The sequence below is a fragment of the Xanthomonas phaseoli pv. dieffenbachiae genome (genome assembly GCF_008639345.1).
Lineage (GTDB): Bacteria > Pseudomonadota > Gammaproteobacteria > Xanthomonadales > Xanthomonadaceae > Xanthomonas > Xanthomonas phaseoli.
Genome location: NZ_CP041380.1, coordinates 513464 through 538641, shown reverse-complemented (window position 1 = coordinate 538641; position 25178 = coordinate 513464). Strand labels below are relative to the sequence as shown.

At 66.2% G+C, this 25178-nt stretch carries 21 protein-coding genes and 2 pseudogenes; 7 read left to right on the top strand and 16 right to left on the bottom strand.

Annotation, left to right across the window (positions count from 1 at the left end; translation table 11 throughout):
* Positions 1-39 precede the first annotated feature (39 nt).
* The 4 genes and pseudogenes from aceE to FLG15_RS02460 form a co-directional block, all read right to left on the bottom strand.
* Complete coding sequence (gene aceE / locus FLG15_RS02475; RefSeq protein WP_057678104.1) at positions 40-2727, bottom strand: pyruvate dehydrogenase (acetyl-transferring), homodimeric type; 2688 nt, start codon at positions 2725-2727, stop codon at positions 40-42.
* 536 nt (positions 2728-3263) lie between these two features.
* Positions 3264-4265 (bottom strand): annotated as a pseudogene (locus tag FLG15_RS02470) (arabinogalactan endo-1,4-beta-galactosidase).
* Between the two features lie 412 nt (positions 4266-4677).
* A pseudogene (locus FLG15_RS02465) lies at positions 4678-6001 on the bottom strand (XVIPCD domain-containing protein).
* Complete coding sequence (locus tag FLG15_RS02460) at positions 5998-6597, bottom strand: hypothetical protein (protein WP_057678103.1); 600 nt, start codon at positions 6595-6597, stop codon at positions 5998-6000. The pseudogene FLG15_RS02465 and the gene FLG15_RS02460 overlap by 4 nt, the downstream one beginning before the upstream one ends.
* Positions 6598-6817: 220 nt before the next feature.
* Here FLG15_RS02460 and FLG15_RS02455 point away from each other — a divergent pair, with 220 nt between their 5' ends.
* From FLG15_RS02455 to FLG15_RS02435, 5 genes are all read left to right on the top strand, one after another.
* Positions 6818-8830 (top strand): SpoIIE family protein phosphatase, encoded by a 2013-nt coding sequence (locus FLG15_RS02455; RefSeq protein WP_150145475.1) that lies wholly within the window; start codon positions 6818-6820, stop codon positions 8828-8830.
* Positions 8827-9258: an ATP-binding protein gene (locus FLG15_RS02450; RefSeq protein WP_039567883.1), complete on the top strand. Its 432-nt coding sequence runs from the start codon at positions 8827-8829 to the stop codon at positions 9256-9258. The genes FLG15_RS02455 and FLG15_RS02450 overlap by 4 nt, the downstream gene beginning before the upstream one ends.
* Complete coding sequence (locus FLG15_RS02445) at positions 9255-9674, top strand: STAS domain-containing protein (RefSeq protein WP_150145473.1); 420 nt, start codon at positions 9255-9257, stop codon at positions 9672-9674. The genes FLG15_RS02450 and FLG15_RS02445 overlap by 4 nt, the downstream gene beginning before the upstream one ends.
* Before the next feature lie 226 nt (positions 9675-9900).
* On the top strand, positions 9901-10524 hold the full coding sequence (locus FLG15_RS02440; RefSeq protein ID WP_057678101.1) for an HAD hydrolase-like protein: 624 nt from the start codon (positions 9901-9903) through the stop codon (positions 10522-10524).
* Between the two features lie 482 nt (positions 10525-11006).
* On the top strand, positions 11007-11753 hold the full coding sequence (locus FLG15_RS02435; RefSeq protein WP_057678100.1) for a hypothetical protein: 747 nt from the start codon (positions 11007-11009) through the stop codon (positions 11751-11753).
* Between the two features lie 194 nt (positions 11754-11947).
* Here the strand turns inward: FLG15_RS02435 and FLG15_RS02430 are convergent, their stop codons facing one another.
* The 9 genes from FLG15_RS02430 to mdcA all read right to left on the bottom strand — a co-directional run bounded on the left by FLG15_RS02430 (position 11948) and on the right by mdcA (position 20658).
* Complete coding sequence (locus FLG15_RS02430) at positions 11948-12667, bottom strand: GntR family transcriptional regulator (RefSeq protein ID WP_057678099.1); 720 nt, start codon at positions 12665-12667, stop codon at positions 11948-11950.
* Between the two features lie 78 nt (positions 12668-12745).
* On the bottom strand, positions 12746-14101 hold the full coding sequence (locus tag FLG15_RS02425; protein ID WP_057678098.1) for an SLC13 family permease: 1356 nt from the start codon (positions 14099-14101) through the stop codon (positions 12746-12748).
* Positions 14102-14188: 87 nt separating this feature from the next.
* Positions 14189-15109 (bottom strand): malonate decarboxylase subunit epsilon, encoded by a 921-nt coding sequence (mdcH, locus tag FLG15_RS02420; RefSeq protein ID WP_057678097.1) that lies wholly within the window; start codon positions 15107-15109, stop codon positions 14189-14191.
* Between the two features lie 226 nt (positions 15110-15335).
* Entirely contained in the window at positions 15336-16205 is an 870-nt protein-coding gene (mdcB, locus tag FLG15_RS02415; RefSeq protein ID WP_150145471.1) for a triphosphoribosyl-dephospho-CoA synthase MdcB, read from the bottom strand.
* Positions 16202-16843 (bottom strand): malonate decarboxylase holo-[acyl-carrier-protein] synthase, encoded by a 642-nt coding sequence (gene mdcG, locus FLG15_RS02410; RefSeq protein WP_057678095.1) that lies wholly within the window; start codon positions 16841-16843, stop codon positions 16202-16204. Before mdcG ends, mdcB begins: the two co-directional genes overlap by 4 nt.
* A 2-nt stretch (positions 16844-16845) precedes the next feature.
* Positions 16846-17550 (bottom strand): biotin-independent malonate decarboxylase subunit gamma, encoded by a 705-nt coding sequence (gene mdcE, locus FLG15_RS02405; protein WP_150145469.1) that lies wholly within the window; start codon positions 17548-17550, stop codon positions 16846-16848.
* Positions 17541-18443 (bottom strand): biotin-independent malonate decarboxylase subunit beta, encoded by a 903-nt coding sequence (locus tag FLG15_RS02400; protein ID WP_170922376.1) that lies wholly within the window; start codon positions 18441-18443, stop codon positions 17541-17543. The genes mdcE and FLG15_RS02400 overlap by 10 nt, the downstream gene beginning before the upstream one ends.
* Before the next feature lie 241 nt (positions 18444-18684).
* Positions 18685-19002, bottom strand: a complete 318-nt coding sequence (gene mdcC / locus FLG15_RS02395; RefSeq protein WP_017155902.1) for a malonate decarboxylase acyl carrier protein — start codon at positions 19000-19002, stop codon at positions 18685-18687.
* Between the two features lie 9 nt (positions 19003-19011).
* Entirely contained in the window at positions 19012-20658 is a 1647-nt protein-coding gene (mdcA, locus tag FLG15_RS02390) for a malonate decarboxylase subunit alpha (protein ID WP_150145467.1), read from the bottom strand.
* Between the two features lie 186 nt (positions 20659-20844).
* On the opposite strand from mdcA, the gene FLG15_RS02385 reads away from it, so the two are divergent.
* The gene (locus tag FLG15_RS02385; RefSeq protein WP_057678091.1) at positions 20845-21381 is read left to right on the top strand and encodes a PadR family transcriptional regulator; all 537 of its coding nucleotides are present in this window, start codon (positions 20845-20847) and stop codon (positions 21379-21381) included.
* Positions 21382-21695: 314 nt separating this feature from the next.
* Positions 21696-22490 carry a siderophore-interacting protein gene (locus FLG15_RS02380; protein WP_057678090.1) on the top strand — a complete coding sequence of 265 codons (795 nt, stop codon included), beginning with the start codon at positions 21696-21698 and terminating at the stop codon, positions 22488-22490.
* Positions 22491-22572: 82 nt separating this feature from the next.
* Here the strand turns inward: FLG15_RS02380 and FLG15_RS02375 are convergent, their stop codons facing one another.
* The 3 genes from FLG15_RS02375 to FLG15_RS02360 all read right to left on the bottom strand — a co-directional run bounded on the left by FLG15_RS02375 (position 22573) and on the right by FLG15_RS02360 (position 25134).
* Positions 22573-23844, bottom strand: a complete 1272-nt coding sequence (locus FLG15_RS02375) for a histidine-type phosphatase (protein WP_057678089.1) — start codon at positions 23842-23844, stop codon at positions 22573-22575.
* Positions 23845-24027: 183 nt separating this feature from the next.
* Complete coding sequence (locus tag FLG15_RS02365) at positions 24028-24264, bottom strand: hypothetical protein (protein ID WP_057678088.1); 237 nt, start codon at positions 24262-24264, stop codon at positions 24028-24030.
* A gap of 126 nt (positions 24265-24390) precedes the next feature.
* Entirely contained in the window at positions 24391-25134 is a 744-nt protein-coding gene (locus tag FLG15_RS02360; RefSeq protein ID WP_081023002.1) for a YceI family protein, read from the bottom strand.
* Positions 25135-25178 lie beyond the last annotated feature (44 nt).

Here is a 25178-nt window from a genome sequence, read left to right as displayed (position 1 = left end):
AAGCCTGAACCCATCACGTCAAACGGAGAAGGCTGTTACTCAAACCCCAACCGGATTAGCCTTCTCAGGATCAATCTTGTACTGCTTGATCGCCCGAGCCACATCCTTGCCGGTCATCTTCCCATCCTTCGCCAACGCCGCGATGGCGGCATGCACGATGTAGTACCGATCGACCTCGAAGAACCGACGCAGGTTTGCACGCGTATCCGAGCGACCAAACCCGTCGGTGCCCAGCACGGTGTAGTGCATCGGCACGAAGGCGCGGATCTGGTCGGCGAAGGCGCGCACGTAGTCGGTTGCGGCGATTGCCGGGCCCTGGCGGCCTTCCAGCAGCTGGGTGACGTAGGGCTTGCGCTGTTCGGCTTCCGGGTGCAGGCGGTTCCAGCGTTCCACGGCGTAGCCGTCGCGGCGGACTTCGTTGAGGCTGGGGCAGGACCAGATGTCGGCGGTGACGCCGAAGTCCTTGTCCAGCAGCTCGGCCGCGGCAATGGCTTCGCGCAGGATGGTGCCGCTGCCCAGCAGCTGCACGCGCAGCTCGCCCTTCTTGGGCTTGCCGGCGTCCTTGAGCAGGTACATGCCCTTGATGATGTCCTCGGCTGCGCCGTCCGGCATGCCGGGGTGGGCGTAGTTCTCGTTCATCAGGGTGATGTAGTAGTACTCGTCGATCTGGTCTTCCATCATCGCCTTCATGCCGTGCTGCATGATGACGGTGACTTCGAAGCCGAAGGTCGGGTCGTAGCTACGCACATTCGGGATGGAGCCGGCGATGACCTGGCTGAAGCCGTCTTCGTGTTGCAGGCCTTCGCCATTGAGCGTGGTGCGGCCGGCGGTGCCGCCGAGCAGGAAGCCACGCGTGCGCATGTCCGCTGCCTGCCAAGCGATGTCGCCCACGCGCTGGAAGCCGAACATGGAGTAGTAGATGTAGAACGGCAGCATCGGCACGTCGGACACCGAGTAGCTGGTGCCGGCGGCCATCCACGAGGCGATGGCGCCCGGCTCGCTGATGCCCTGCTGCAGCACCTGGCCGGTCTGGTCTTCGCGGTAGTACATCAGCTGGTCGGCATCGACCGGCTTGTACTTCTGGCCGAACGGGGCATAGATGCCGATCTGGCGGAACATGCCTTCCATGCCGAAGGTGCGCGCTTCATCGGCCACGATCGGCACGATGCGCGGACCCAGTTCCTTGTCGCGCAGGGCGATGTTGAGGCTCTGCACGAACGACATGGTGGTGGAATAGCTGCGCTCGCCGCTGTCCTTGAGCAGGCGCTCGAACTTGTCGAGCGTGGGCGCCACGAACGACTTGCTGGCCTTGGGACGGCGCGAGGGCAGGAAACCGCCGAGCGCGCTGCGGCGTTCTTTCAGGTACTGCACTTCCGGGGAATCGTCGCCGGGGTGGTAGAACGGCACCTGGCCGTCTTCCAGCTGGGCGTCGGAGACCGGGATGTTGAAGCGGTCGCGGAAGTGCTTGACCGCCGCATCGTCCAGTTTCTTGGTCTGGTGCGTCGGGTTGAGCGCTTCACCGGCCGAGCCCATGCCGTAGCCCTTGACCGTCTTGGCCAGGATCACGGTGGGCATGCCGGTGGTGTTCACGGCCTGGTGATAGGCGGCATACACCTTGTGCGGGTCGTGGCCGCCACGGTTCAGGCGCCAGATGTCGTCGTCGGACAGGCCGGCGACCATGGCCGCGGTTTCCGGGTACTTGCCGAAGAAATTGGCGCGGGTATAGGCGCCGCCGAAGGCCTTGCAGTTCTGGTATTCGCCGTCGACGGTTTCCATCATCAGCTTGCGCAGCACACCGTCGGTGTCCTTGGCCAGCAGGGCGTCCCAGTAGCCGCCCCAGAGCAGCTTGATGACGTTCCAGCCGCCGCCACGGAACACGCCTTCCAGTTCCTGGATGATCTTGCCGTTGCCGCGCACCGGGCCGTCCAGGCGCTGCAGGTTGCAGTTGACCACAAAGATCAGGTTGTCCAAGCCTTCGCGGCCGGCCAGCGCGATGGCGCCGAGGGTTTCTGGCTCATCAGACTCGCCGTCGCCGATGAAGCACCACACCTTGCGGTCGGACTTCTCGATGAGGCCGCGGTTTTCCAGGTAGCGCATGAACTGCGCCTGGTAGATGGCGGCCAGCGGGCCCAGACCCATCGACACGGTGGGGGTCTGCCAGAACTCGGGCATCAGCCACGGGTGCGGGTAGGAGGAGATGCCCTGGCCGTCCACTTCCATGCGGAAGTTGTCCAGCTGGGACTGGCTGATGCGGCCTTCCAGGAAGGCGCGGGCGTAGATGCCCGGGGCGCTATGGCCCTGGATGAACAGCAGATCGCCCGGATGGCTATCCGAAGGCGCGCGCCAGAAGTGGTTGAAGCCCACGTCATACAGCGTGGCGCTGGAAGCGAACGAGGCGATGTGGCCGCCCAGGTCGCCGGGCTTGCGGTTGGCGCGCACGACGGTGGCCATGGCGTTCCAGCGGATGATCGAGCGGATCTTCCACTCCAGCGCGGAATCGCCGGGATTCTTGGCCTCGTTGGCCGGTGCGATGGTGTTGACGTACTCGGTGGTGGGCGAGAACGGCAGGTAAGCGCCGGCGCGGCGGGTCTGTTCGACCATGCCTTCCAGCAGCTGATGGGCGCGCTCCGGGCCTTCAACGTCAATGACGGCCTTGATCGATTCGAGCCACTCCTGGGTCTCGAGCGGGTTCGGATCGTTGTGCAGCACTTCGTTCAACCAGTTCATTAGCGCTCCCGGGGGGACACACCCCGCGGGTGTGTCGACATCGTGAATTCGTGAACCCCCAAGTGTACCGCACGCACCTGTTGCCATTCCTCGCTACGGGTGCGTATGGAATGGGACGCTGTCGTGCGCCGAGCGGGGCATCGGCGCCAGCGGGAACGACGCTGCGGCGCAGCGGGTGCGGCCGGTGTACGACCAAAGGATGAGGGCCTACGCCGGCGATGAACGGCCGCTGCCGTGCCAGGTGGGCCGATGTGCATGGCCCCCATAGGAGCGCACCTGGGCGCGAGGGGCTTTCTCGGTAACGCCTGTCGCGCCCGGGTGCGCTCCTACGCAATGGCGGGTCTTTGGGTGCGGCTGGGTGCCGTCGCCAGAACATCCCAGCGGCGGGCCGCCGCCGATGTAGGAGCGGACCTGGCCGCGAGGGGCTTTATCGGTGAAGCCTGTCGCGCCCGGGTGCGCTCCTACGGGATGGCGTGGCCTTTGGGTTCGTGCCAGGACATCTCCTGCGGTGGGCGCCGCCCCTTAGCAGCGTGCTTTCAGAACGCTTGCAGCGCTTCGGTCAGTTGGCCGTTGTTGTTGACCGCGCCCATGGTGTACCCCTGCCAGCCCGGGTAGGCGTTGGGCTCCCAATAGAACACGCCCAGGACGCGCGCGCCGATGCTGCTGCTGCGGCTGAGCAGGTTGCTGAGCATGGCGCGGGTGGTGGCCGCCTACTGCCAATCCATGCCGACCTCGGAAATCACCACATCGCTGCCGTAGCGCGCAATCATGTCGCGCATGTTGGTGTCCAGACGGTTGTTGTAATCCTGCCAGCTGCCAACCGGCGGGTAATGCGACATGCCGATGACATCCCACTTGCCGCCGGCCGAGCGCAGGTTGTCGAAGAACCAGCGGAAGTTGGCGTTGTCGTAGCCGTTGGCCAGATGCACGACGACCTTGGCGTTGGGATACACCGCCTTGGTGGCGTTGTAGCCGCTGTTGATGAACTGGCCCAGGGTGGCGAAGTTGGGCGTCTTGCCCTCGTTCCACAACATGCCGCTGTTGATCTCGTTGCCCACCTGCACCCAGGTGACGGTGATGCCGTTGTCCTTGAGGTATTTGAGGATGCCCTGGGTGTGGCTGTACACATCGGTGTTGAGCTGGGCAACGGAGTGGCCGGCCCATGCCGCCGGTTTGGTCTGCTTGCCCGGGTCGGCCCAGCTGTCGCTGTAGTGGAAGTCGATCATGATGCGCATGCCTTGCGCGGCGGCGCGCTTGGCCTTGTCCAGGGTGTCGCGGCCATCGTTCCAGCCGCCGGACGGGTTGACCCACACGCGCAGGCGAATGGCGTTGCCGCCGACATCCTTGAACAGCTTGATGAAGTCGGTGGTGTTGCCGGCTGCATCGCGAAAGACCTGCGGCGGATTGTTGGCTGCCTGTTGGTTGAGCCAGCTGACGTCCGCGCCCTTGGCGATGCCTTGCGCGCCGACGCCGGTGCTGCACAGACACAGCAGCAGGATGAGCCATACACGGTGGTAGTGCCTGCACGAAATGGTCATGGAACGCTACCTTGATCGATGGATGTCGCGCCGGGTGGCGCCTTGCGTGATCCCCTGCCTTGCCTCGTGTGCGTGCGCGGGGTGGCCAGTGCCTGGCCGCGCATCGCTGCAAATCCGCGGCGATTCAAGCACGGCCGCACAGCCCGGTTGAGACCGCTATAGGTGGGAGGAGTTGTGGCATAGCTCGATGCAGGAAAACCTTGCGTTCGCACATGTCGTGCGGGCCAGTTGTTGTGCAGATGCAGCAGCAGCGATGCGCGTGACTGCGCGAACGTACGCAAAAACGCCGGGCAGGCCCGGCGTCTTGATGCAAGGTTCGATGGTGGCGATGTGCCGTCCGGGTGGCTTGGGGCACGGCCGCGGCGTGATGTGTCACTTCACACCCAAACGCGGCAGCGCCACGCCTCCCCACTCAGCCCATGGCGCGTGCGCCCTGCTGCTGTTGCTGAGTCTGCGCCTGTTGCTGTTCCAATGCCACCGACTGACGCGCCGCGTTTTCGGCAACGCGTTGGCTGCTTTGTTCCAGCGGCGTATTCATTGCCGTCATCGTGTCCACGCTCACGCGCAGCTGTGCCGGGTCGTCGACGCGGCCCTGCACGGCGAAGGTGCGTGCGGCATCCGGGCTCATCATCACCGCATCGATGCGCTGGCCACCGGCGGCGTGCATTTCCGATGCGAGCGAACCGGATAACTGCGCGCTGTGCTGGTCGGGCGTGCGCCCGGCACGTGCGTCCTGCGCATGCACGCCGCGCTGGGCATCCTGGAACAGGCCATTGCCCACGTGTCCCGGTTGATCGATCCGCAAGGAGGTGTGGCCGTTGCCGTGCTCGCGTGCGTCGCGTTTGGCCGGCTCGCCCGGCGCGAGCGGGCCGCGGATGGCGTCGATGGCGTCTTGGCCGAAGGCCCCGCGCACTACGCGTGAGAATGGTGGTACCGGTGCGCAGCCCATCGATATCGCTGCGGTACTCGTCGATCATGCGTTTGTTCTGCCCGGCGAGCGGACGCGCGTTGGGATCCCTGAGCGCAGAGTGTTCGCCCAGAAAGTTGCCCAGCTTGTGCGCCCCGAGCGAGCCGCCGGCAGCCACCAGCGGGTAATCCGGAATCAGAAAGTTCGCCTTGCTATTGCTGTAGCCGGCACCACTCAAGGTGGCAATCTCATCGGGCTTGGCGTACATGCGTACCTGCCCGAAGTGCGGCGATGCCGCGCTGACCGGGTCCGATGCCATGACATGATTGATCACGCTATCGCCACCTTCCGGAATGCGATAACTCAGACTTGCCGCGCCATACGCGTTGAAGGTTTCGCCCTTGAGGTCGTAGTGGTGCGCAGACACCTGCGCAAGCGCGCCACCGAGCGAATGGCCGGTGACGGTGACTTCCGGTTGATGGCCGGTTCGCTTGCCGACATCCTTGGCGATGTCCATCGCATTCTTGGTCAGCGCAAGCGCATCTGCAGCCTGTGGATTGGTCCGCGAGGTGACCATGGTGGCATCGGTGAGCACGTCATTGACCGCGCCCTCGGTGCCTCGATGCGCAACCACGATTTCGCCACTGCTTTCGCGGCGGTAAACCGTGCCCTGGTAGCCATTGGATTGATTGTTGACATGATCGAGAACGGCATAACGCTCTCCCTCGATCGTGACGACTTCTTCGTGCCCCGGTGCACGCCGACCAACGGCGCGATCCTTGTAGGCATCCTCGGATAAACCGGCGTATTGCGGTGACGGGATACTCATGGCGCAACTTCCTTTGCAGCCAGCGTGATGGTGAAGAGATTATCGCGGATGTCAGGCTTGAACTGCTCCGGGCCGAGCTCGCCGGTATCCGGGAAACTCTTGGATTCCGAGCGCGGATAGCCGTCTTTCCAGTAGTACTTGGTGAGCGCCTGCTGCGCGGTCACCGTCTTGGCTTCGATAAACGACAAGAACCGCGTCTCTTCTTCGGCACCGGTGGCCTTGAGCAGCACGCTGGCGCCGCTGAATTCCCAATGGCAGACACCGCGACCGTAATAGTCTTCGTCCTGCATCAGATCCAGATACACCGTACCGCGGTATTCGGTGTCTGAAATCTTCTTGAGCGCCACATTTTCCTGACTGGTGATGCGGCCGGCAGTACCGGTTTCGGGCTGGATCTTGCCGCACTCCTGCTCGTTGCTGACATCGTATTGCGCCGCAGCCTCCACCAGGCCGAAGGCGCCAGGCGCCTTGTCCAGGGTGAGCGTCAGCGCGTAGGCCTGACGCGGGCTCGGATTCAACTTGGCAAGACCGCGGCCGCCGGCCTGGACGTCGGCTGCTGCAGTGGCCTCGGTGGCGGGGGAGTGGGTCTGGGTCATGCTGGTCTCCGGGGGGTGACAGGCCGTAAGCAAAAGGGCCAGCAGGCTTGGGGTCAACATCTGGCGCAAGGCCGGCCTCCGTGGCAGTGGGGCAGCCAATCTAGTCCGCTCGCATTCGGCCGGTCAATCGAGACCAGGTGAGGATGAGGCTGCCAGAAGAGTTGTGCGTGGCAGCAAAGCTGCCATCATCCAGCGCAGCTGCTGCCACCAAGAGTGCGCCATGCGCAACCGCCCGCGATCACTGCCGCAACACACATCGGTCGCCGCACGCATGCCCTGGCGCCGCAGCTTGCGCATGCGTGTGCTGCTGGCTGCCACCGCCGTGCTGGTGGCCTTGCTGGCAGTGCTGGGCACGGTGTTCTACCTGGGCGCGCGCGCCGAGCCGGTGGAGGCGGCGCGCACCGAGGTGGATGGTTTGACCGAACAGACTGCGCGCAGCCTGGCGGCCTTGCTCGATTCGGTGCAGGTGAGCGGGCGCACGCTGGCCGCCAGCAGTAGCGGCGTGGGGCTGCAACCGTTCAATCTGCGTGCGTTGCTGCTGGCCACGCTGACCGGCGACCCGGATATCGGAGCGGCGCGGCTGATCATTGCGCCACGCACGCAGAAGGCCCAAGACAGCGGGTTTGTGTGTTACGTGCACCGCAGCGGCACCCACGTCTTGGAAAAATCCGCGCTGGAACTGGGTTACGACTATCGCGCAATGCCCTGGTATCTGCGCACCCAGCGCGAGGGCCGCGCATGGTGGTCCGAGCCCTACCTGGATGCCAACGGCGGCGGCCTGCACACCAGCTACAACCTGCCGCTGCGCCGGCCTGGCGATGCACCGGATACCGCGCCGGTCGGCATGGTGAGCGTGGATCTGCCGCTGCAGCATCTGCGCGAGATCATCGACCAGCTGCCGCGCGATATCGGCATCCAGACGATGCTTCTGTCGCCGGAAGGCCTGCTGGTCTTCAGCCCTGATCCGGCACTCAATCTGCGCCATTCGCTCACGGCCTACGTGGCCCGTTCGCGCCCGGATCTGCGGCCATTGCAGCGCGCCGTGGCGGCCGGCCAGCCGATTTCGTTTTCGCATACCGCGCCCGACGGCGAGCGCTTTCTGACCCATAGCGCGGCGGTGGGGCGCAGCGGCTGGACCTTCGTGTTGTCGGCGTCCGAAGGCTATGTGCTGGCCGGCCTGAACTGGCTGGCGGCGTGGGTGGCGCTGGGCGCGCTGGTGTGGTGGTGGTTGATGCGGCGGATCACGCGCAAGTTGACGCGGCCGATCGAAGAACTGACAGACACCGCCGAGCACTTCCGGCGCGGCGAATTCGAGTACCCGTTGCAGCACATCGAGCGCGACGACGAGGTCGGCGTGATGGCACGCGCCTTCGACAGCGCGCGCGATGCGATCCGCCACCACATCGCCGAGATTGGCGAGATGACCGCCGCGCGCGAACGCATGCACAGCGAGCTGCAGATTGCGCGCGAGATCCAGCAGGCGATGCTGCCTTCCGGGCGCACCTTCGACCGCGCCAGTTCGCATCTGGAAACCTGCGCATGGCTGGAACCGGCCAAGGCGGTGGGCGGCGATTTCTACCACTTCGTGGAAACCGAACCGGGCTTGCTGTGGTTCGTGGTGGGCGATGTCTCCGACAAGGGCGTGCCGGCGGCCTTGTTCATGGCGCGCGCGGTGAGCGTGCTGGAGATTGCTGCGCGCCGGTACACGCGCCCGGACGCGATCTTGATTGCCGCCTCCACGCGGTTGGCCGAGAACAACGAGACCTGCATGTTCGCCACCGTGCTATGCGGCCTGATCAACGTGGTGAGCGGCGACTACTGGCTGGCCAGCGCCGGGCACGAGCCGCCGTTGTTGATCGATATCGATGGCAAGGCGCGCCCGTTGCCGCTGGAAACCGGTGCGCCGCTGGGAATCGAGCCGCAGGAGTCCTACCCGGTGCTGCAGGGCCGCATGAGCGCCGGGCAGACCTTGCTGGGCTACACCGATGGCGTGACCGAGGCGATGGACGAGCGCGGCGCCAGCTACGGCTTGGAGCGGTTGCTGGCCGCACTGCACCCGCGCCGCAGCGCGGCGGCGCAGTGCAAGGCGGTGATCGCCAATATCGCCCGGTTCACCGGCAGCGCCGATCCATACGACGACATCACGCTGCTGGCGATCTGGCTGCGCCAGGAGCATGCTGGGCGGGTCGCACACGCTGGCCGGGACGCGCCCGGAAAGGCAACGACTGCATGAAGCTCGATTTGGCCATCGCGCCATCGCTGGCCCAACTGGCCGGCGCCAACGATGCGCTGGAACAGTCGCTCACGCTCGAGGGCCTGCACGCCGAGCGCATCGGCCAGGTGCGATTGATCGTGGAAGAGCTCGGCTGCAATGCGCTGACCCACGGCCAGTGCGCCGCACAGCCGCTGCGCTTGCAGCTGCAGCTGGACGCGCAGGCGCTGGTGTTGGAAATGCACGATGCCGGCAGCGCCTTCGACCCTTGCGCTGCGCCCATGCCCGAGGTGAGCGACGAGCTCGACGACCGCACCATCGGCGGGCTGGGGTTGTTTTTGGTCCATCAGTTCGCCGATCACATCGACTACCGCCGCGATGGTGCATATAACGTCGTGCGCGTCACCCTGCTGCACCCGTACGCCCCTGTCCCCGAGGCCCTGTCATGACCACCCTTGCCATCCAGATCGACCCGCCGCAAGACACCCGTCAACGCGTCATTCTGACCAGGCGGCTGGACACCCATACCTACCAGGACCTGGACGCGGCGCTGTCGCCGTTGCTGGGCACCCGCATCACCACGCTGGTGCTGGACCTGAGCGCACTGGAATACATTTCCAGCGCCGGCATCCGCTGCATCTTCAAGGCGCGCAAGGCGCTGGCCACGCGCCAGGGCAAGGTGCTGGTGAGCAACCCGCAACCGCAGATCCGCAAGGTCTTCGACATGGTCAAGGCGGTGCCGTTGAGCGACGTGTTCGCCTCCACCGAAGAGCTGGACGCGTACCTGGCCGCGATGCAGCGCAAGGTGATCGAACAAAGCGCGCAGAGCGATACGCCGATCGTGCCGCACTTCGCCGAAGCCTGAGCGCAGCTGTACTCGCGCCAGCGCTCACCGCCGTGTGGGCGCGGCAAGGCGCGGTGCGGCTTGTACCGCGCGCCGCACGGTGGCTGCAGGCCTTCCTTCGGAGCGGACGCCTGCGCGCCGCGTTGCCAGCGCCGCCGACGTCGCCTGCGCGCACATGTGGGGACCTGTGTGCGCGGGTGCCGGCACCACCTTGGTTAGGCTATGACGCCCTGCCCCACGCGTTGCCATGCCTGCACTGATCATTTTCGATTTCGACGGCACGCTTACCGATTCGTTTGGTTTTTTCCTGAGCACGCAGCGGCTGCTGGCCGAGCGACATGGCTTTCGCGCGGCACAAGCGCACGAGGTCGACGATGCCCGTCGACTCAGCACGCGCGAACTGCTCAAGGCATCGGGCCTGAGCGCCTGGCGCGTGCCATGGGTGGCAGCCGACTTCATCCGGCTCATGCGTGCCGCACCGCCGGTGGCGTTGTTTCCCGGCATTGCCCACACCGTGAGCGCGCTGCATGCCGGGGGCGCCCGGCTGGCCGTGGTGTCGTCCAACTCCGTGGAGAACGTGCAACGCGCGCTCGGCGCAGAGCTGAGCGCCAGGTTTGCCGTCATCGAGGGCGGCGCGCATCTGCTGGGCAAGCAACGCGCCTTGCGTCGTGTGCTGCATGCCACCGGGCACCCTGCGTCGCAAGCGGTCTACGTGGGCGACCAGGTCGCCGACTGGGAAGCCGCACAGGTCGTGGGCCTGCCGTTCGCCGCAGTGGCTTGGGGCTACGCGCATCCGGACGTGTTCGCCGGATTGGCCGGAACGCAGCTGATCGCGCGGGTGGAAGACCTGCTTGCGCTGGGGACGCGCTAGCACCAGGCGCGCCCTCGTCCGCCCTTCGGGCACCTTTTCCCACCGGTGGGAGAAGGACGTGACGACAGCTTGCGGCCGGCCGCTGGCCCGAGGTGTGCCAACGACGTGGTCCGCCCGTAGCGAGGGCTGCGCATCTGTCGGGCAGACGGCGTGGTTTCGCCGCGTGTTGCGCGCCACCGCAGATACCCCGGCACAGGCAATGCATGTGAGATCGGGTCGCCGATTGGGACGCGACCCATATGCCTGGCCTGCGCTTGGCTTGCTTGCTGTCGCTGTTGCATGCGCATTTGGCTGTATCCAAGTCGCGTTGAAGCGAGCCGAGTACCGTCGTCATGCATGGCCGAGGAGGCACCCTCCTCTGAGCGAAGCGAGTTTGGGCGCCGTGCTGCAGCTAACGCCGACCCGACCCGCAGACACCGGCCGACGCATCCACGTTGTATAGAGTCCGGTCTCCTCCGCGACACGACGATCCGCGACTGCCCATGACCGCACCGCCACCCTACCTGGTCACCCCCAAGCTGCAACGCGCCACCGACGCCGATGTGCAGATGCTTGCCGACTGGCTGGGCCATCCCCTGCCGACCGGCTACGCCGAATACGTGACCCGTTGGGGGGCCGGCACCTACGACAATCGCGTGATTGTGCGCCTGCCCGCCGAGATCATCGCCGAGACGCCGGCCGAACAGGCATTCGTGCGGGAATACTTCGATGAGTTCTGGGGCGAGGACCACACCTTGAGCCGCGACGAAGCGGCCCAGGGCGTGGCATTCGCGTACTCGCTCGACGGCGACAAGATCTTCTACAGCCACGCACGCCGCGCACTGTTCGTGCTGCCGCGCCAGGACGAACGCGTGTACTGGATGCCGCAGGGTTTGGCCGACCCGCTGGACTGGGGCGCTGCCGGCCCCGCCCTGCGCTCGGCCTTCGTCAGCTTCGATTCCGGCATCGATCGCGCCACTGTCGAATTGTTCACCGTGCAGGCGCTGATCGTGGATGCCGTCGCCGATGCCATCCTGCGATTCACACCGGCTGCCCATCGCATGGATGCGCCGTGGGGTGCCCTGCTCTATCTGCCCGACGTGTATGGCCGCGCGCAGCTCACCCAGGCGCACGGCGACCTGCGCGTTGGCGTACGGCTCGACTACGACACACAACACTTGCCGCCGGTTGCCTCCATCGTCGCGGCCCTGGAAGCACTGGGCATGTTCGTGACGCAACGCACCGCGTGACGCATGTCTGGTGCTGACCGTGAAACTCTCAGGTGTTCGCCCGCCAGGCGAACACCTGTTCGACATCAAGCATCACGCGCATGCCACTCTCCGCGCGCGCCTCGCTCAGGCGTGGCTCCCTTGATCGGCCGTGTCAGTCCCCAGCTGCCGCACGTGATTCAGAGTGCAGCACTCCGCCCCGTTCAAGCAGACGACTACACTCCGCCCGAGCGCGGCAACGGCGCCGGTACATTCAACATGCCGCCTGACGCAACATACGCGGCCAAGGCCTGCCCCTGGCTCAGCAAATGCCCGTGCATGGTGCGCTCGGCGCCTTCGGCATCGCCACGTCGCACGCAGTCCATCAATTGGCGATGTTCGGCCAGCGATTGGGCCATGCGCCCGGGCGTGAGCAACTGACGGCCGCGGTGCATCTTCAAGATGCGGTGCAGATCGTGCGTCACACGGATCAACCACGGATTGCCGGCGTACTGCTGCACGGTTTCGTGGATCAGGTAATTGTTGCGGTAGCACTCGGCCACATCGCCGGCCGCCGATGCGGCTTCCATCGCCGCATGCAGCTCTTCCAGGCGCTGCACGCCGGCCGCGTCGATGCGCTTGACCGCATCGTGCGCGCAGCGGCCTTCCAGCATCGCCATCACCGGGAACAACTGGTTGAGGTCTTCCAGCGTCAGCCGGGTGACCCGGCTGCCGCGGCCGGCATCCAGTTGCACCAGGCCTTCGGCAGCGAGCAGCTTGAGACTTTCGCGCAGCGGCGTGCGGCTGATGCCGAGTTCCTCGGCCAGGGCCGGCTCGTCGATCCACTCGCCAGGCGGCAGCGCGTAATCGTAGATCTTCTGACGCAGGCGCTCGGCCACTTCCTCGTACAGCGGCACGCGCTTTTTGGAGGCGCGCGAATCAGGAGCGAGGGTCATGGTGGGCAGGCTGTCGGCATCGGGGCGGGGCGCCCATTCTACGTGGGCGCCCCGCTGCGCTGTGGCGTGTGGCCCGCATCACAGCCAGCCCGGCACCACGAAGACCAGCCACGCTGCCAGCGGCCCCAGCAACACCACCAGGCCGCTGTAGATCAGGAAGCGGCGGAACAGGCCGTCGCGTTCTTCCTTGGCGGCCGAGGCCACCACCAGCGCGCCGTTGGTAGAAAACGGGCTGACATCGACGATGGTGGAGGACACTGCCAGCGCGCAGATCACCCCGGCCGCACCCAACTGGCCCTGCATCAGGAATGGCACCGCCAACGGAATAGTGGCCCCCAGCACCGCTGCCGAGGAGGCGAATGCCGAGACGATACCGCCGACGTAGCAGACCAGCAGCGCGCCCAGCAGCGGCATGCCGATGTGCGAGACACCGGTGCCGATGTAGTCCACCGCACCGGATTTTTCCAGCACGGCGATATAGGTCACCACGCCACTGATCAGCAGCACGGTAGACCAGCTGATGCCGTCTACCGCGCCTTTCTGTGCGTTGGGCGAAATCAGCGCCAGTGCCACCGCGACCGTGATTGAGACCAGGCCGACGTTGAGGTTGTAGATCAACGCAGCAACGCCCAGGCCCAGCAGCCCGATCAAGGTGATCACGCGGTCGCGGGTGATCGACACCGCCTCCAATGCCAGCGGGTCGGTGGACAGGGTGCCGCCGCCCGGCGCCACCAGTGCACCGTGCCCTTCGATCGCAAAGCCGCGGTGCGACGCCTGGTCGCCGCCAACCGCAACGTACTGCGCATCGGCCAGCGACAGCTCCTGCTGACGCATCAACTTCAGTCCACCGAAGGCGCAGAAGCAGATGATCGCCATCATCAGGTTGAAGCCCAGGCTGGTGAGGAACACCGCCATCTCGCTGACGTCCAACCCGGCTTTTTCGACCACCTTGTTGGTGATGCCGCCATACACGCTGATCGGCGAAAAACCGCCGCCCTGTGCACCGTGGATCACCAGCAGGCCCATCATCAACGGATTGATGCGGTACTGCTTGGCAAAGCGCAGCGCCACCGGCCCGATGATGGCCACCGCTGCCGGCCCCAGCGCACCGAAGGCAGTCAGCAGCCCGGTAATGACGAACATCACCCACGGGATGGCGACGATGCGCCCCCGCACCGCACGCACCGCCCAATGCACCAGCAAATCGATGGTGCCGTTCTTCTGCGCGATGGCGAACAGATAGGTAATGCCGACCAGGGTCAGGAACAGGTCGCCAGGAAAGCCGGCCAGCACCTCCTTGCCCTCCAGCCCCACCCACACGCCGCCAATGATGAAGGCCAGCGCGAACGCCACCGCCCCCATATTGATGGGCAATGCAGTGGCGACGATGAACATGATCACCAAGCCAAGAATCGTTGCAATTTGCGGGGTCATGCGCCCTCCCAGACACCTGATACGCGTACAGCACGGATGGCCGCCCGCCACCCTGGGGTCACACCGTGTGCAGCACCTGCCTGATCGTCATGCCGCGCGCTCGCACGCAGCCGTGACCCATTCGACAACACCGTGGGTGCTGTGGAATTCGTCCACCGAGCGCGCTTCGCACGCCGGCAGTACCTCGCGCGCCATCCGCGCCAATGCGCTGCCAGGGCCGAGTTCGAGAAACACGCGTGCGCCGCGTTCGGCGGCTTGCACCAGCACGTCGTACCAGCGCACGGTCTGTGCGATCTGCCTGGAAAGCGTGTCGACCACCAGGGCGTGCGTGCCGACCGCACGTGCATCGATGCCTGCCAACACGCGCAGTTTGGGGGCGAGAAGGTCTGCGCTTTCCAGCTCGATGGCAAAGCCTTCGGCGGCCGCGCTCAACCACGGCGTGTGCGCCGGCACGCTCACCGGCAGCAAGGTGACGTGCGCACCTTGTGCGCTGGCCGCCTCGCCAAGCGCCCGCAATGCAACGTGCGGGCCGCCGAGCACGGCGTGATCGTCGCCGTTGATGATGGCGAGCGCTGCGCCGTGCGTCTGGCACAGCGTTTCCAGGGCGCGCAAGGGCACACCGATCACCGCCATCAGCCCTGCCTGCTGCGGGCTGGCCGCATCCATCAGCCGGGCGCGCGTCGCTGCCAGCTGCAGGCAGGTGTCGGTGGACATGCTGCCGGCCACCGCATGTGCAGCAAGCTCGCCAACGCTATAACCGAGCACCAGCAGCGGCGTGGGAAGCTGCGTGCGCAGTGCCTGCCAATGCGCCAGCGTGCCGGCGCAGACCAGCGGTTGTGCGATGGCATTGGCGTAGCGGCCCGGATCTGCGGCCACTGTATGTGGTGCGACGCCCAGCACACGCTGTGCGCTGGCAATGACGGCGGCTGCCGCAGGCGCATCGCCCAGTCGCGCGAACATCTCGGCGTGTTGGCCACCTTGGCCAGGGCAGAGCACGGCCAGGCTCATGCGCTGGCCTGACCAAGTTCGCAGGAATGGCCTGCGCGCACGCTGGCGTGTTCCGTCGTGCGAGCAATGTGCCGGGAAACCTGGATGCGGCGATGGACTGGCGGGCACCATGCGAGGTTTGTTGCGACCGCAGCCGGGCCAGCAGTCGTTGTGGCTGCAAGCAAGACGCTGCGGCAATGCATCTGCGCATGCACCACATGTTCTGCAGCCAGCGAGCGAGGACGGCTCATGCCAGCTCCTGCCGATGCAGGAACCATGCACAGGCCAGCAGATCCGCGCTGCCGCCAGGGCTCAGGCGACGGGCGACAAACTGCTGGCCGATGGCATGCAGCTGTGCGCGCCATTGCGGATGCGCAATGCCGCCGTCGGCAAGGAAGGCATTCGCCTGCGCCTTGGCAAATGCCAGGCCTTCCGCCCCGCCACGGTGCAAAAGATTGAGATCGTCCACCTGGGCGATGAGCTGCATCAAGGTCTGCGCCAGCGCTGCCTCACGCGTGGCACCAGCGGCAAGCGCAGTCCGCAATGCAGGCAGGGCGATCTCACGCAGCACTGGATAGCCTGCCGCGGCTTGTTCGCGCACGCCACCGATGCGGTACTGCGCACGCACGCGCTGGCCATGGCTTTGCGGGTTCAATGGTGCAGCCTGCAGTGCATCGCGCCAGGCGCGTACGCCGTCGCAGACGTGTTCTGCAGTGGGCCGCCGCCCCTGCGCAACCCACAGGCGCGCCGCCTGCGCAGTGAGCAGCCCCAGGCTGAAAATCGCACCGCGATGCGTATTGATGCCACAGGTCGCGCGCAACATCGCCGACTCGGCCCCGATGCCCAGCGCGCGGAGCCGCTCGAATGGCGCATGGTCGATGCCGGCCTGGGCAATGGCGACAAAATAGCCACGCAAGGCGAACAGGCTGCGCATGAAGGTGGCGGCATCCATGTCGGTGTGGCTGCCGCTGTCGAACGGCGTTACCAAACCCGGCTTAGGCGCGCAGGCCAGTTCTGCATGCAGGGCGCCCACTGCCAGACGACCGAGCCGGTAGGCAGCATCGCGTGGCGGTGCAGGCGCACTGGCAATCCAGGTTTGTTGCAGCTGTGCGTTCATGCCGCACTCCGGACCGGAAACAGCGCAGCACGCGGCAATAGCCGGCAATCCTGGCTGGATTTCACCAACACCTGTTGCGCGTTGCCGGCGTACTCGCGCCAGTTCACCGCGTGGTCACCGGGCAACAGCAGTTCACCATCCGCACGCAGTCCGTTGTGCTGCTCCCAGCGCTGCAGCAGCGTGACTGCCGCGTGCGCGTGCTCGGGAGTGTGGATGGGCCACAGCAGGTCCAGATCCGATTGCGCGTGCACATAGGTCAGGCCGGTCAGGGCTTGCCAGGCGAAGCTGCCGAACACACCCGGGTGCAATGCGTGTGCCTGCGCGTGCGCAAGCAGGGCCTGCAGTGCCGGCTGCAGCGCGACCGGCGCATGTGGCATCACCGCATCCAGTGCCAGGGGCGCGGTGCAGCGTGCGATCTCGGTCGCGTGTGCGTGCAGGGCCAAGCGCTGCTTGCCTTCGCTGGGCGACAGCGGCACGCCAAGCCGAACGGTGCCGGGTGCCTGACTGCCATCGCCACGCGCCACCACCGCGGGCAGGCCGGCCGCGAACCACTGCTGCAACCGTGGCTGCGCGCCAGGCGTGACGGCCTGCCACTGCGCATCCTCGCGCAACCACACCAGGGCGTGGCGGCCAGCCATGCTCAGGCCTCGCCCGCTGCCACGGCGGCAGCGACATCGCGCGCCAGGGTGCGGCCCCCACGTTGCGCGCCGAGCGCGCGGCGTTGGTCGCCATCGGTGGGCGCGGCCAATGCATCGAGCAGTGCCTGCGCCAGGTCGCCCTCCCACAGCGATTCCACCGCGCCCATGCGTACGTAGTTTTCCACGCCCGGCGCAAACACCGGCGAGCTCTTGCTCAATGCCTGCAAGGTGTCGACCGATTGCTTGGTCACGCGCGCCATCGCGCGCAGATCCATGACCCGGATCTGTGCATCGGGCAGTGCATGGATATGGTCGGCCATCAGCCCGAACGACAGGAATCCACCGCTGACCGATTCGCCATAGACCAGCGTGATCAGCCGCGCGCCGCGCCTGCGTGCCAACTCCAGTACGCGTGCCAGGTGGGCGAAATAGCCGTTGATGCTGAGGAGTTCATCGCGCCGTGCCAGCCGCTGCCCGGCGGTGTCGGCCAGCATCACGATCGGGCGCTGCGGGTAGGCGCGCGTGCTTGCCAAGACGGTGGCCGCCAAGGCCAAGGCGTGGTCGACACCCACTTCGAGCTTGTTGGCGGTGCCGATCACGGTGACCTCGCCAGCGGCAGTGGTTGCGCTGCCGGTCAGCACATCGTCGTTACGCGCGATGGCGTGACCGAGCGGAAACAGCTGGTCGAGCAAGCGGCTCAGTTCCATGGGAGGCTCCGGTCTGCGGTTGCGGCAAGGAAGGCCTCGGTGTCCAGCAGCGGCAGGCGCTGCGCATCGACGATGCCCTGGCGCTTCCAGATTTCCAGCCCGTCGCGGCAATCGCCGTATGCATCGATGCGCGCTGCCAGCTGCTGCTGCGCATGCTCCAACGCCTGCAATGCGGCCTCGCCGGTCGCCTCGGTGAGTGCATCGAGCGTGGCCAACGCTGCATCGGCGAATGCATCGATGCGATCGGCCACCAACGTGTGGGCTTCGCCAATCAGGTAGCGGTGTTTGCCGCCGGTGACGCGCCACACCAGGGCACGGTCGCGCGCGTCGAACTCCTCCACCCCACGCACGGTTTCGATCACGTCCGGGCCGGACAACGACAAGCGGCCTTCTTCAGACATGATCACTGCGCTGCAGCAGCGCGCCACGATGCCCATGCCGCCGAATGCACCGTTGCCGCTGCCGATCAAGGCCAGCACCGGCACACCGGCGGCACGCGCACCCATGGTGGCACGCATGATTTCGGAGATGGCGATGAGCCCGGCGTTGGCTTCATGCAGACGCACGCCGCCGGTGTCCAACAGCAACAGCACCGCTGCCGGCTGCGTGGTTGCGGCGCGCTCCAGCAGGCCAGTGAGCTTGGCGCCATGCACTTCGCCCACGCCGCCGCCCATGAAGGCGCCTTGCTGCGCCGCGATCAACACATTGCGCCCGCGCAATGTGCCTTCGCCCACCACGATGCCGTCATCGAAGGCGCCGGGTGTTTCCAGTTGTGCCAGGTGCGGGCTGATCAAGCGACGCCGCGGGCCAACGAATTCGCGAAAGCTGCCGGCATCCAGCACGCCATCGATGCGCTCGCGCGCATCGGCCTCGTAATAGCTGCGCTCGGCCATGGGAATGGTGGTGCTCATACATATCTCCCGACAACACACGTAGGAGCGCACCTGGGCGCAACTGAAGCGTTACCGGGAAAGCCCTTCGCGCCCTGGTGCGCTCCTACGGGATTGCTGCGGTCGGCACTATCGACAATGGTGCTCCCGACGACGCGCGTAGGAGCGCACCTGGGCGCGACCGGGGCATGACTGGGAATGCCCTTCGCGCCCTGGTGCGCTCCTACGGAATAGCTGCGGCGGCTCATGCAACCTCTCCCTGCAGCACATCCAGCGCTTGTTCCAGGCGCAGGCTCACCACCGCCGGCGTGGCGCCGACATCGTTGATGCTGATGCGCACATCGCGCAGTGGATGACGTGCGGCGAAATCGTCCAGCACTGCCTGCCAGATCGCGCCAAAGCCACGTGCGGCGGTGAGGATCTCGATTTCCATGGCACCGTCGAGCGGCACGCGCTCGACCAGGACTTCCAGATTGCCGGAGGCCACGACACCGACCAACGCGTGTTCCAGCCCGGCGCGTGCACCGCGCTGGCCATCAAAGCGATATCGCAGGGTTTCCATGCTGTGCCCTTACCAATTACGAAAACGTTTCGGCGGGTCGTACAAGCCGCCGGACCAGCGCACCAGGTCCTTGACCGTGCGCGCTGCCAACAAATCGCGCGTGGCATCGCGCGGGCGAATGCCCAAATCGTCCGGCCACCTGATGACGCCGCGGTCGCGCAGGTTCTCGACCATGCGCTTGTCGCGCCCCAGGCCCACTGCGGTATAGCCGGACACGCCACGGATGGCCTGTTCGCGTTCCTCCGGCGTGCGGCACAACAACAGGTTGGCGATGCCCTCTTCGGTGAGTACATGGCTGACATCGTCGCCGTAGATCATCACCGGCGGCAGCGGCATGTTGGCGCGCTCTGCCAATTCCCAGGCGTCGAGTTTGTCCACGAATGCCGGCGCCATGTGTTCGCGGAAGGTCTCCACCATCTGCACCACCAGCTTGCGCCCACGCGGCATCTCGCCCGGCATTGCCGCTTCGCGCCCGGCCTTGAGCCAGGCGGCGCTGGCATGCCGGCGACCGCGCGCATCCGAACCCATGTTGGGCGCGCCGCCGAAACCGGCAATGCGGTCGCGCGTGGCGGTGGAACTGTTGCCCTGCAGATCGATCTGCAACGTGGAGCCGATGAACATGTCGCAGGCATACAACCCGGCGGTCTGCGACAGCGCGCGGTTGGAGCGCATGCTGCCATCGGCGCCGGTAAAGAAGACGTCCGGGCGTGCGGCGATGTAGTTCTCCATGCCCAGCTCGGAACCGAACGAGTGCACCGACTGCACGAAACCCGATTCGATCGCGGGGATCAGCGCCGGATGCGGATTGAGCGCCCAATGCCGGCAGATCTTGCCCTTCAACCCCAGCGATTCGGCATAGGTCGGCAATAGCAGTTCGATGGCGGCAGTATCGAAACCGATGCCGTGATTGAGCCGGTCCACGCCGTATTCGGCATAGATGCCCTTGATGGCCATCATCGCCATCAACACCTGGATCTCGGAGATCTGCGCCGGGTCGCGGGTGAACAGCGGTTCGATGTAATTGGGCTTGGGCGCCTGGGTCACGAAATCCACCCAATCGGCGGGAATATCCACGCGCGGCAAGGTGTCGAGGATTTCGTTGACCTGCGCGATCACGATACCGCCCTTGAACGCGGTGGCTTCCACGATCACCGGCGTGTCTTCGGTGTTGGGGCCGGTATAGAGATTGCCATGGCGATCGGCCGCCTGCGCGGTGACCAGTGCGATGCGCGGGGTCAGGTCGATGAAGTAGCGGCCGAACAACTCCAGATAGGTGTGGATGGCACCGATTTCGATACGACCTTCACTGACCAGCCCGGCCAGGCGCGCTGCCTGCGGGCCGGAAAACGAAAAATCCAGGCGCTTGGCGATGCCGCGTTCGAAGACGTCCAGATGCGCGGCCAGCGATAGCACCGATTGCACCATGTGCAGGTCATGCACGCGGGCCGGATCCACCTCGGTGAGGCAACGTGCCAGGAAATCGGCCTGCTTCTGGTTGTTGCCTTCCAGGCACACGCGGTCGCCGGGCTCGATCACCGCTTCCAGCAGCGCCACGACATCGTCGGCAGCCACCACGCGGCCCTGCGGCGCCAGCGCGGCGGCCCGCTGCAAGCGCTGACGCCGGCTTTCGGCCTGGGTGTCCCACTGTCGACTCATGCCTCTGCCTCGCCGGGGGCAAGCCCGTAATGTCAAAGTAATTACATCGTAATTATGGATTTCATGCGTGTCTAGACGCGTTGCAGCATCCGGGTCTCGCCTGAGAGGCGATTAGCCATCCAAGAGTCGGGCGCTTGTGCATCAGCGCACTTCGATATATCGTTTCTCCATGCTTCGATATATCGAATGAAAAAGCTCCCTCCCTTCAGTCCATCGGCCGATCTCGATGCTGCGCCTGCCCGTGGTCGCAGTGACGGCGCGCGCGTGCGTCCGCTTGAGCACGGCGATCTGCGCCTGCTGCTGCTGGCGCTGATTGCCGATCGCCCGTGCCATGGCTATGAGCTGATGCGGCAGATCGCCGCCCTCTTCAAGGGGCTATACACACCCAGCGCCGGGGCGATTTATCCGGCGCTGGCGCAGCTGGAAGCGGCCGGCTGGGTGCACACCGATCTGGATGCCGGCCGCAAGCGCTATCAGGTCACTGACGCTGGCGGCGACTACGTTGCACAGCAACGCGATGCGCTCGATGCCGCCTTGGCCCGTACCCATCGGCGCGCGCGCGAGTTGATCAAGTCGCAAACGCCGGCCCCGATTCGCGAGGCGATTCATCGCATCAAACATGGTTTGTTCGCGCGCCACGGGCAATGGAACGCGGTAGAGACCGCGCGGATTGCTGCATTACTCAACGCCGCCGCCGACGGCATGGAGCGCGACGACGACTGAGCCGGTGTCGTGGGGTGACGTTTGGGGCCGGCCTGACAGCGATCTGCCAGCCGCGTAGGTCGATCCAACGACGGCATTGCCCAGATGCGAAGTGAGGCAATGCCACTGCACGCAGCTTCGCATTTCCCCTCATCTGCTCCTACGGGGCACGGCTCGCGCAGGGAGAGGGCACCCCCCCTGCGCTGGGTGCCAGCGCATCACCGTGGCAGGTCGCCACTCACCACCTCATTGACTGATCACGCAGTGATTTCCTAACGCTCCATCCCTCTCCCGCACCGCCGCGCATCCCTGCGGCCCTCCAGGAATTGCACCCCATGGCTGCACACACCAACACCCAACTGCGTCGCGACCCACGCCTGCGCTCCGTGCAGGTGCTGCGTTGCGAAGCGATCACCCCGCACATGCGCCGCATCGTGTTCGGCGGCGGCGAACTGGCCGGTTTCCAGAGCGAGGCGCCAGACGATCACGTCAAACTGTTCTTTCCCAATGCCGACGGCGCCTTCGTGCTGCCGACCATGACGCCGGAAGGCCCGCGCTACGAGGAAGGCGCGCTGCCTTCGCCGGCGCGCGACTACACGCCACGCGCTTTCGATCCGCAGAGCGGCGAATTGAGCATCGACTTCGTGTTGCACGGCGAGGGCGTGGCCTCCAGTTGGGCCGCGCGCGCACAGCCCGGCGACCCACTGAAAATCGGCGGCCCGCGCGGCTCGTTCCTGGTTGCCGACGACTATGACCACTACGTATTGATCGGCGACGAAACCGCGCTGCCGGCGATTGGCCGCTGGCTCGAAGCGATGCCCGCCGACATGCACGCACAGGTGTTCATCGAGATCGCCGATGCCGCCGAGCGGCAGGAACTGCTCAGCGCGGCAGAGGTGCAGGTGAACTGGCTGGAGCGCAATGGCTTCGATGCCGCCAGCAGCACCCTGCTGGAAGACAGCCTGCGCGACTACGAGCCAGAAGACGGCGATACGTTCTACTGGATCGGCGCCGAATCGATGCGCGCGCGCGCCATGCGCAAATTTCTGGAAGAGCACTTGGGCGTGGACAAGGAATGGGTACGCGCCAAAGGCTACTGGAAGGCGCGCGGCGAACACGGCGAGGAGTGAATGCCCTGCGTGCACGCAGCGTGCGTTGGCCCTCAACACGTCGCCAAGCCGCTTCTCCCGCACTTGCCGTGCATGACATGCGCTACGGTTGCGCCGGCCAGGAGCGCAGCTGAGGCAAGTCCGCTTGCAACTGGGCCGGATCGATGCGCGTGCGCAGCCAGGCCAGCGCGACCGGCAACGGACACAGGGCCTGGCCATGACAACCGGGCAGCACCAGGGTGGACGAGGCCAGCGCATCACCATCGAAGCGGCCGCTGCGCAACGCCGCCAAGCTGGGCATCAAGGTCCGCACGCGCAGCAACGGCGCGCCGTCGCGTTCGAGTACGTCCAGCACCAACGCGCCACCGGGCGGATAGTCGTCGGGACGATCGCTGCGATGCCAGTCCACACCGAGCAGGCCGCCGAGCGTGGCCAGGTTGGTGTCGTGGCCGACCAGCACCAGCAGCCGCGTGGATGGCGGCGCCAGCGCCGCCACCGACGGCGCTTGCCCAACGGCTGCCTGCACGGTGGCCAGCAGATGCGCGAGCAGGTTGGACGCCGCCGCGCGGGCGGCCGGCAACGGGCGCTTGCTTTGAGCGAACGAGGCGTTGTGCAAGGTAATCAACTGCCCCACTGCGGCGCGATCCACCCGGCCCCAGCCCAGCTGCGCCGCATCGAAACCTTCGACGTCCTCCAGCATCAGGTTCTCGGCCAGTCCACCGGCCAGCTTGAGGGTGCTGGCTGCGGCCGGCGAGCCGTCGCGCGTGGCCGGATCGTAGAGCAGGCTCTCCGGCGGCGGCACGACACAGCGCCCGTGCTGGCAGCCGCTCAACACCGCCTGCAGTTGCGCCAACTGCGCACGGGTGTCGGCCTCCAGCCGCACCGGCGGTGCGGGCGCCTTGCCGCCATCGAACAATGCATTGCGCTCGCCCTCCGGCAGGGCCTGGTAGTGCACTGCGCAGCCAGGCGCCATGCCCTGCAGCAGCGCTTGCGCGCTGGCGTGGTTGCGGGCGGTACTGTCGGCGATGGTGACGATCTGTTCGGTGCCCGCGCAGCCACGGGCCGGCAGCGCGAGCGGCGGCGCCAGCAGCGCGCGATAACGTGCGCCCAACGCCTGCATGCCGGCCCGTCCGTGCGGCGTCAGCTGGCCCTCGGCCACCGGCCAGTGCGGCCATGGCTGCGCGCTGTAGCGATCCAGCTCGCTGCCGGGCTGGGTCGGTGCACGGATGCCATGCCGCACCAGCACGATGCTCAGGCGCAGGTGCGCGGTTGCGGCGGCGGTCTCTTTTGCCACAACCGGTTTCGCCATCGGCAGGCAGAGCGCCAGACCCAGCAGTGCGTGCCACATCGTCGTGGCAAAAGAGCGATTACGCATGGCTTGCCTCAGAAGGTCGCCGACAACGCGAGCACGACCCCGCGTCCAGACCGACCGACAGACCGCTGAGCATGGACGGCACGCACACCGACGGTGCGCGTGCCGCCAGGCCGGACACCGCGGCGACGCAAAGGCTGCGCTTGCAAAAACAGAAGCAGCGATCTACCAAGCGCACGACAGACATCACCGGTCCAGAAAAATGCGCCCAGCCTGCGTGGACCGGATGACGCGTGGATGACAACCGCCAACTCCGTTGCCGTGCGTTGCGCCCGGCAGTGGATGAGCGGCGATGGCGAAGGCGCGATCTGCGGACAGCGACGCTGCAGCAAGTTTGCCCAACGCGGCGACCACCTGTTTGCCGATGCCAGAGTCCATGCGGCCCACGCTGCCGGTTATGCCGTACGCGGCGGCGCTTCCCAAGACACGCCCCGACACGCAGGCTGCCCCAACATGTCGTGCCCACACCCGACGGGTCGCACGTGGTCGTCCCCCTCAACGACAAAGGCCCGCCGAAGCGGGCCTTTGCCTGGACAGCAGCCAGACCGCTTACTTGGCTGCGGCATCCTTCGCCGCAGCATCGCCGGCCTTGGCCTGCAGGGCTTCGGTGGTGATGCGGATCTTCACTTCGTCGCTGACGTTCGGGGCGTACTGGCCCAGGCCGAAATCGCTGCGCTTGATGGTGGTGGTGGCGTCGAAACCGGCGGCCGGCACCTTCTTCATCGGGTGCTCGCCGGCACCGTTGAGGGTGACGTCCAGCACGACCGGCTTGGTCTGACCCTTGATGGTCAGGTCGCCGGTGACGGTCAGCTTGTTGGTGCCGGCAGCTTCCACCTTGGTGCTCTTGAAGGTGGCGGTCGGGAACTTGGCCGCGTCGAAGAAGTCACCGCTCTTGAGGTGTTCGTCGAACTTGGCGGTGAAGCTGTTCAAGCCGGACAGCGGCAGGGTGACCTGCACGGTGGACTTGGTCACGTCGGCCGCGTCGTACACCAGGGTGCCGTCGACATTGCCGAAGTGCGCGCTCGGGTTGGAGAAACCGAAGTGGCTCCACTGCGCCAGCACGTCGGTGTGCGACGGGTCCAGGGTGTAGGTGCCCGACGCCACTTCCACGGCCGGGGCGGTCGAGGCGGCCGCCGCCGGTGCCGGCGCCGGCGCAGCAGCGGCGTCGGCCGGTGCGGTGGCAGCGGCCGGGGTTTCGGCGGCCGGAGCGGCAGCGTTGTCGGCCGGCTTGGAGCAGGCGGCAATGGCCAGGGTCAGGGCGAGCGGCAGCAACAGCTTATGGGTGGTCTTCATTGGAACTCCATGGGATGAGAGACGCGTCGGATCAACGCGGGTGG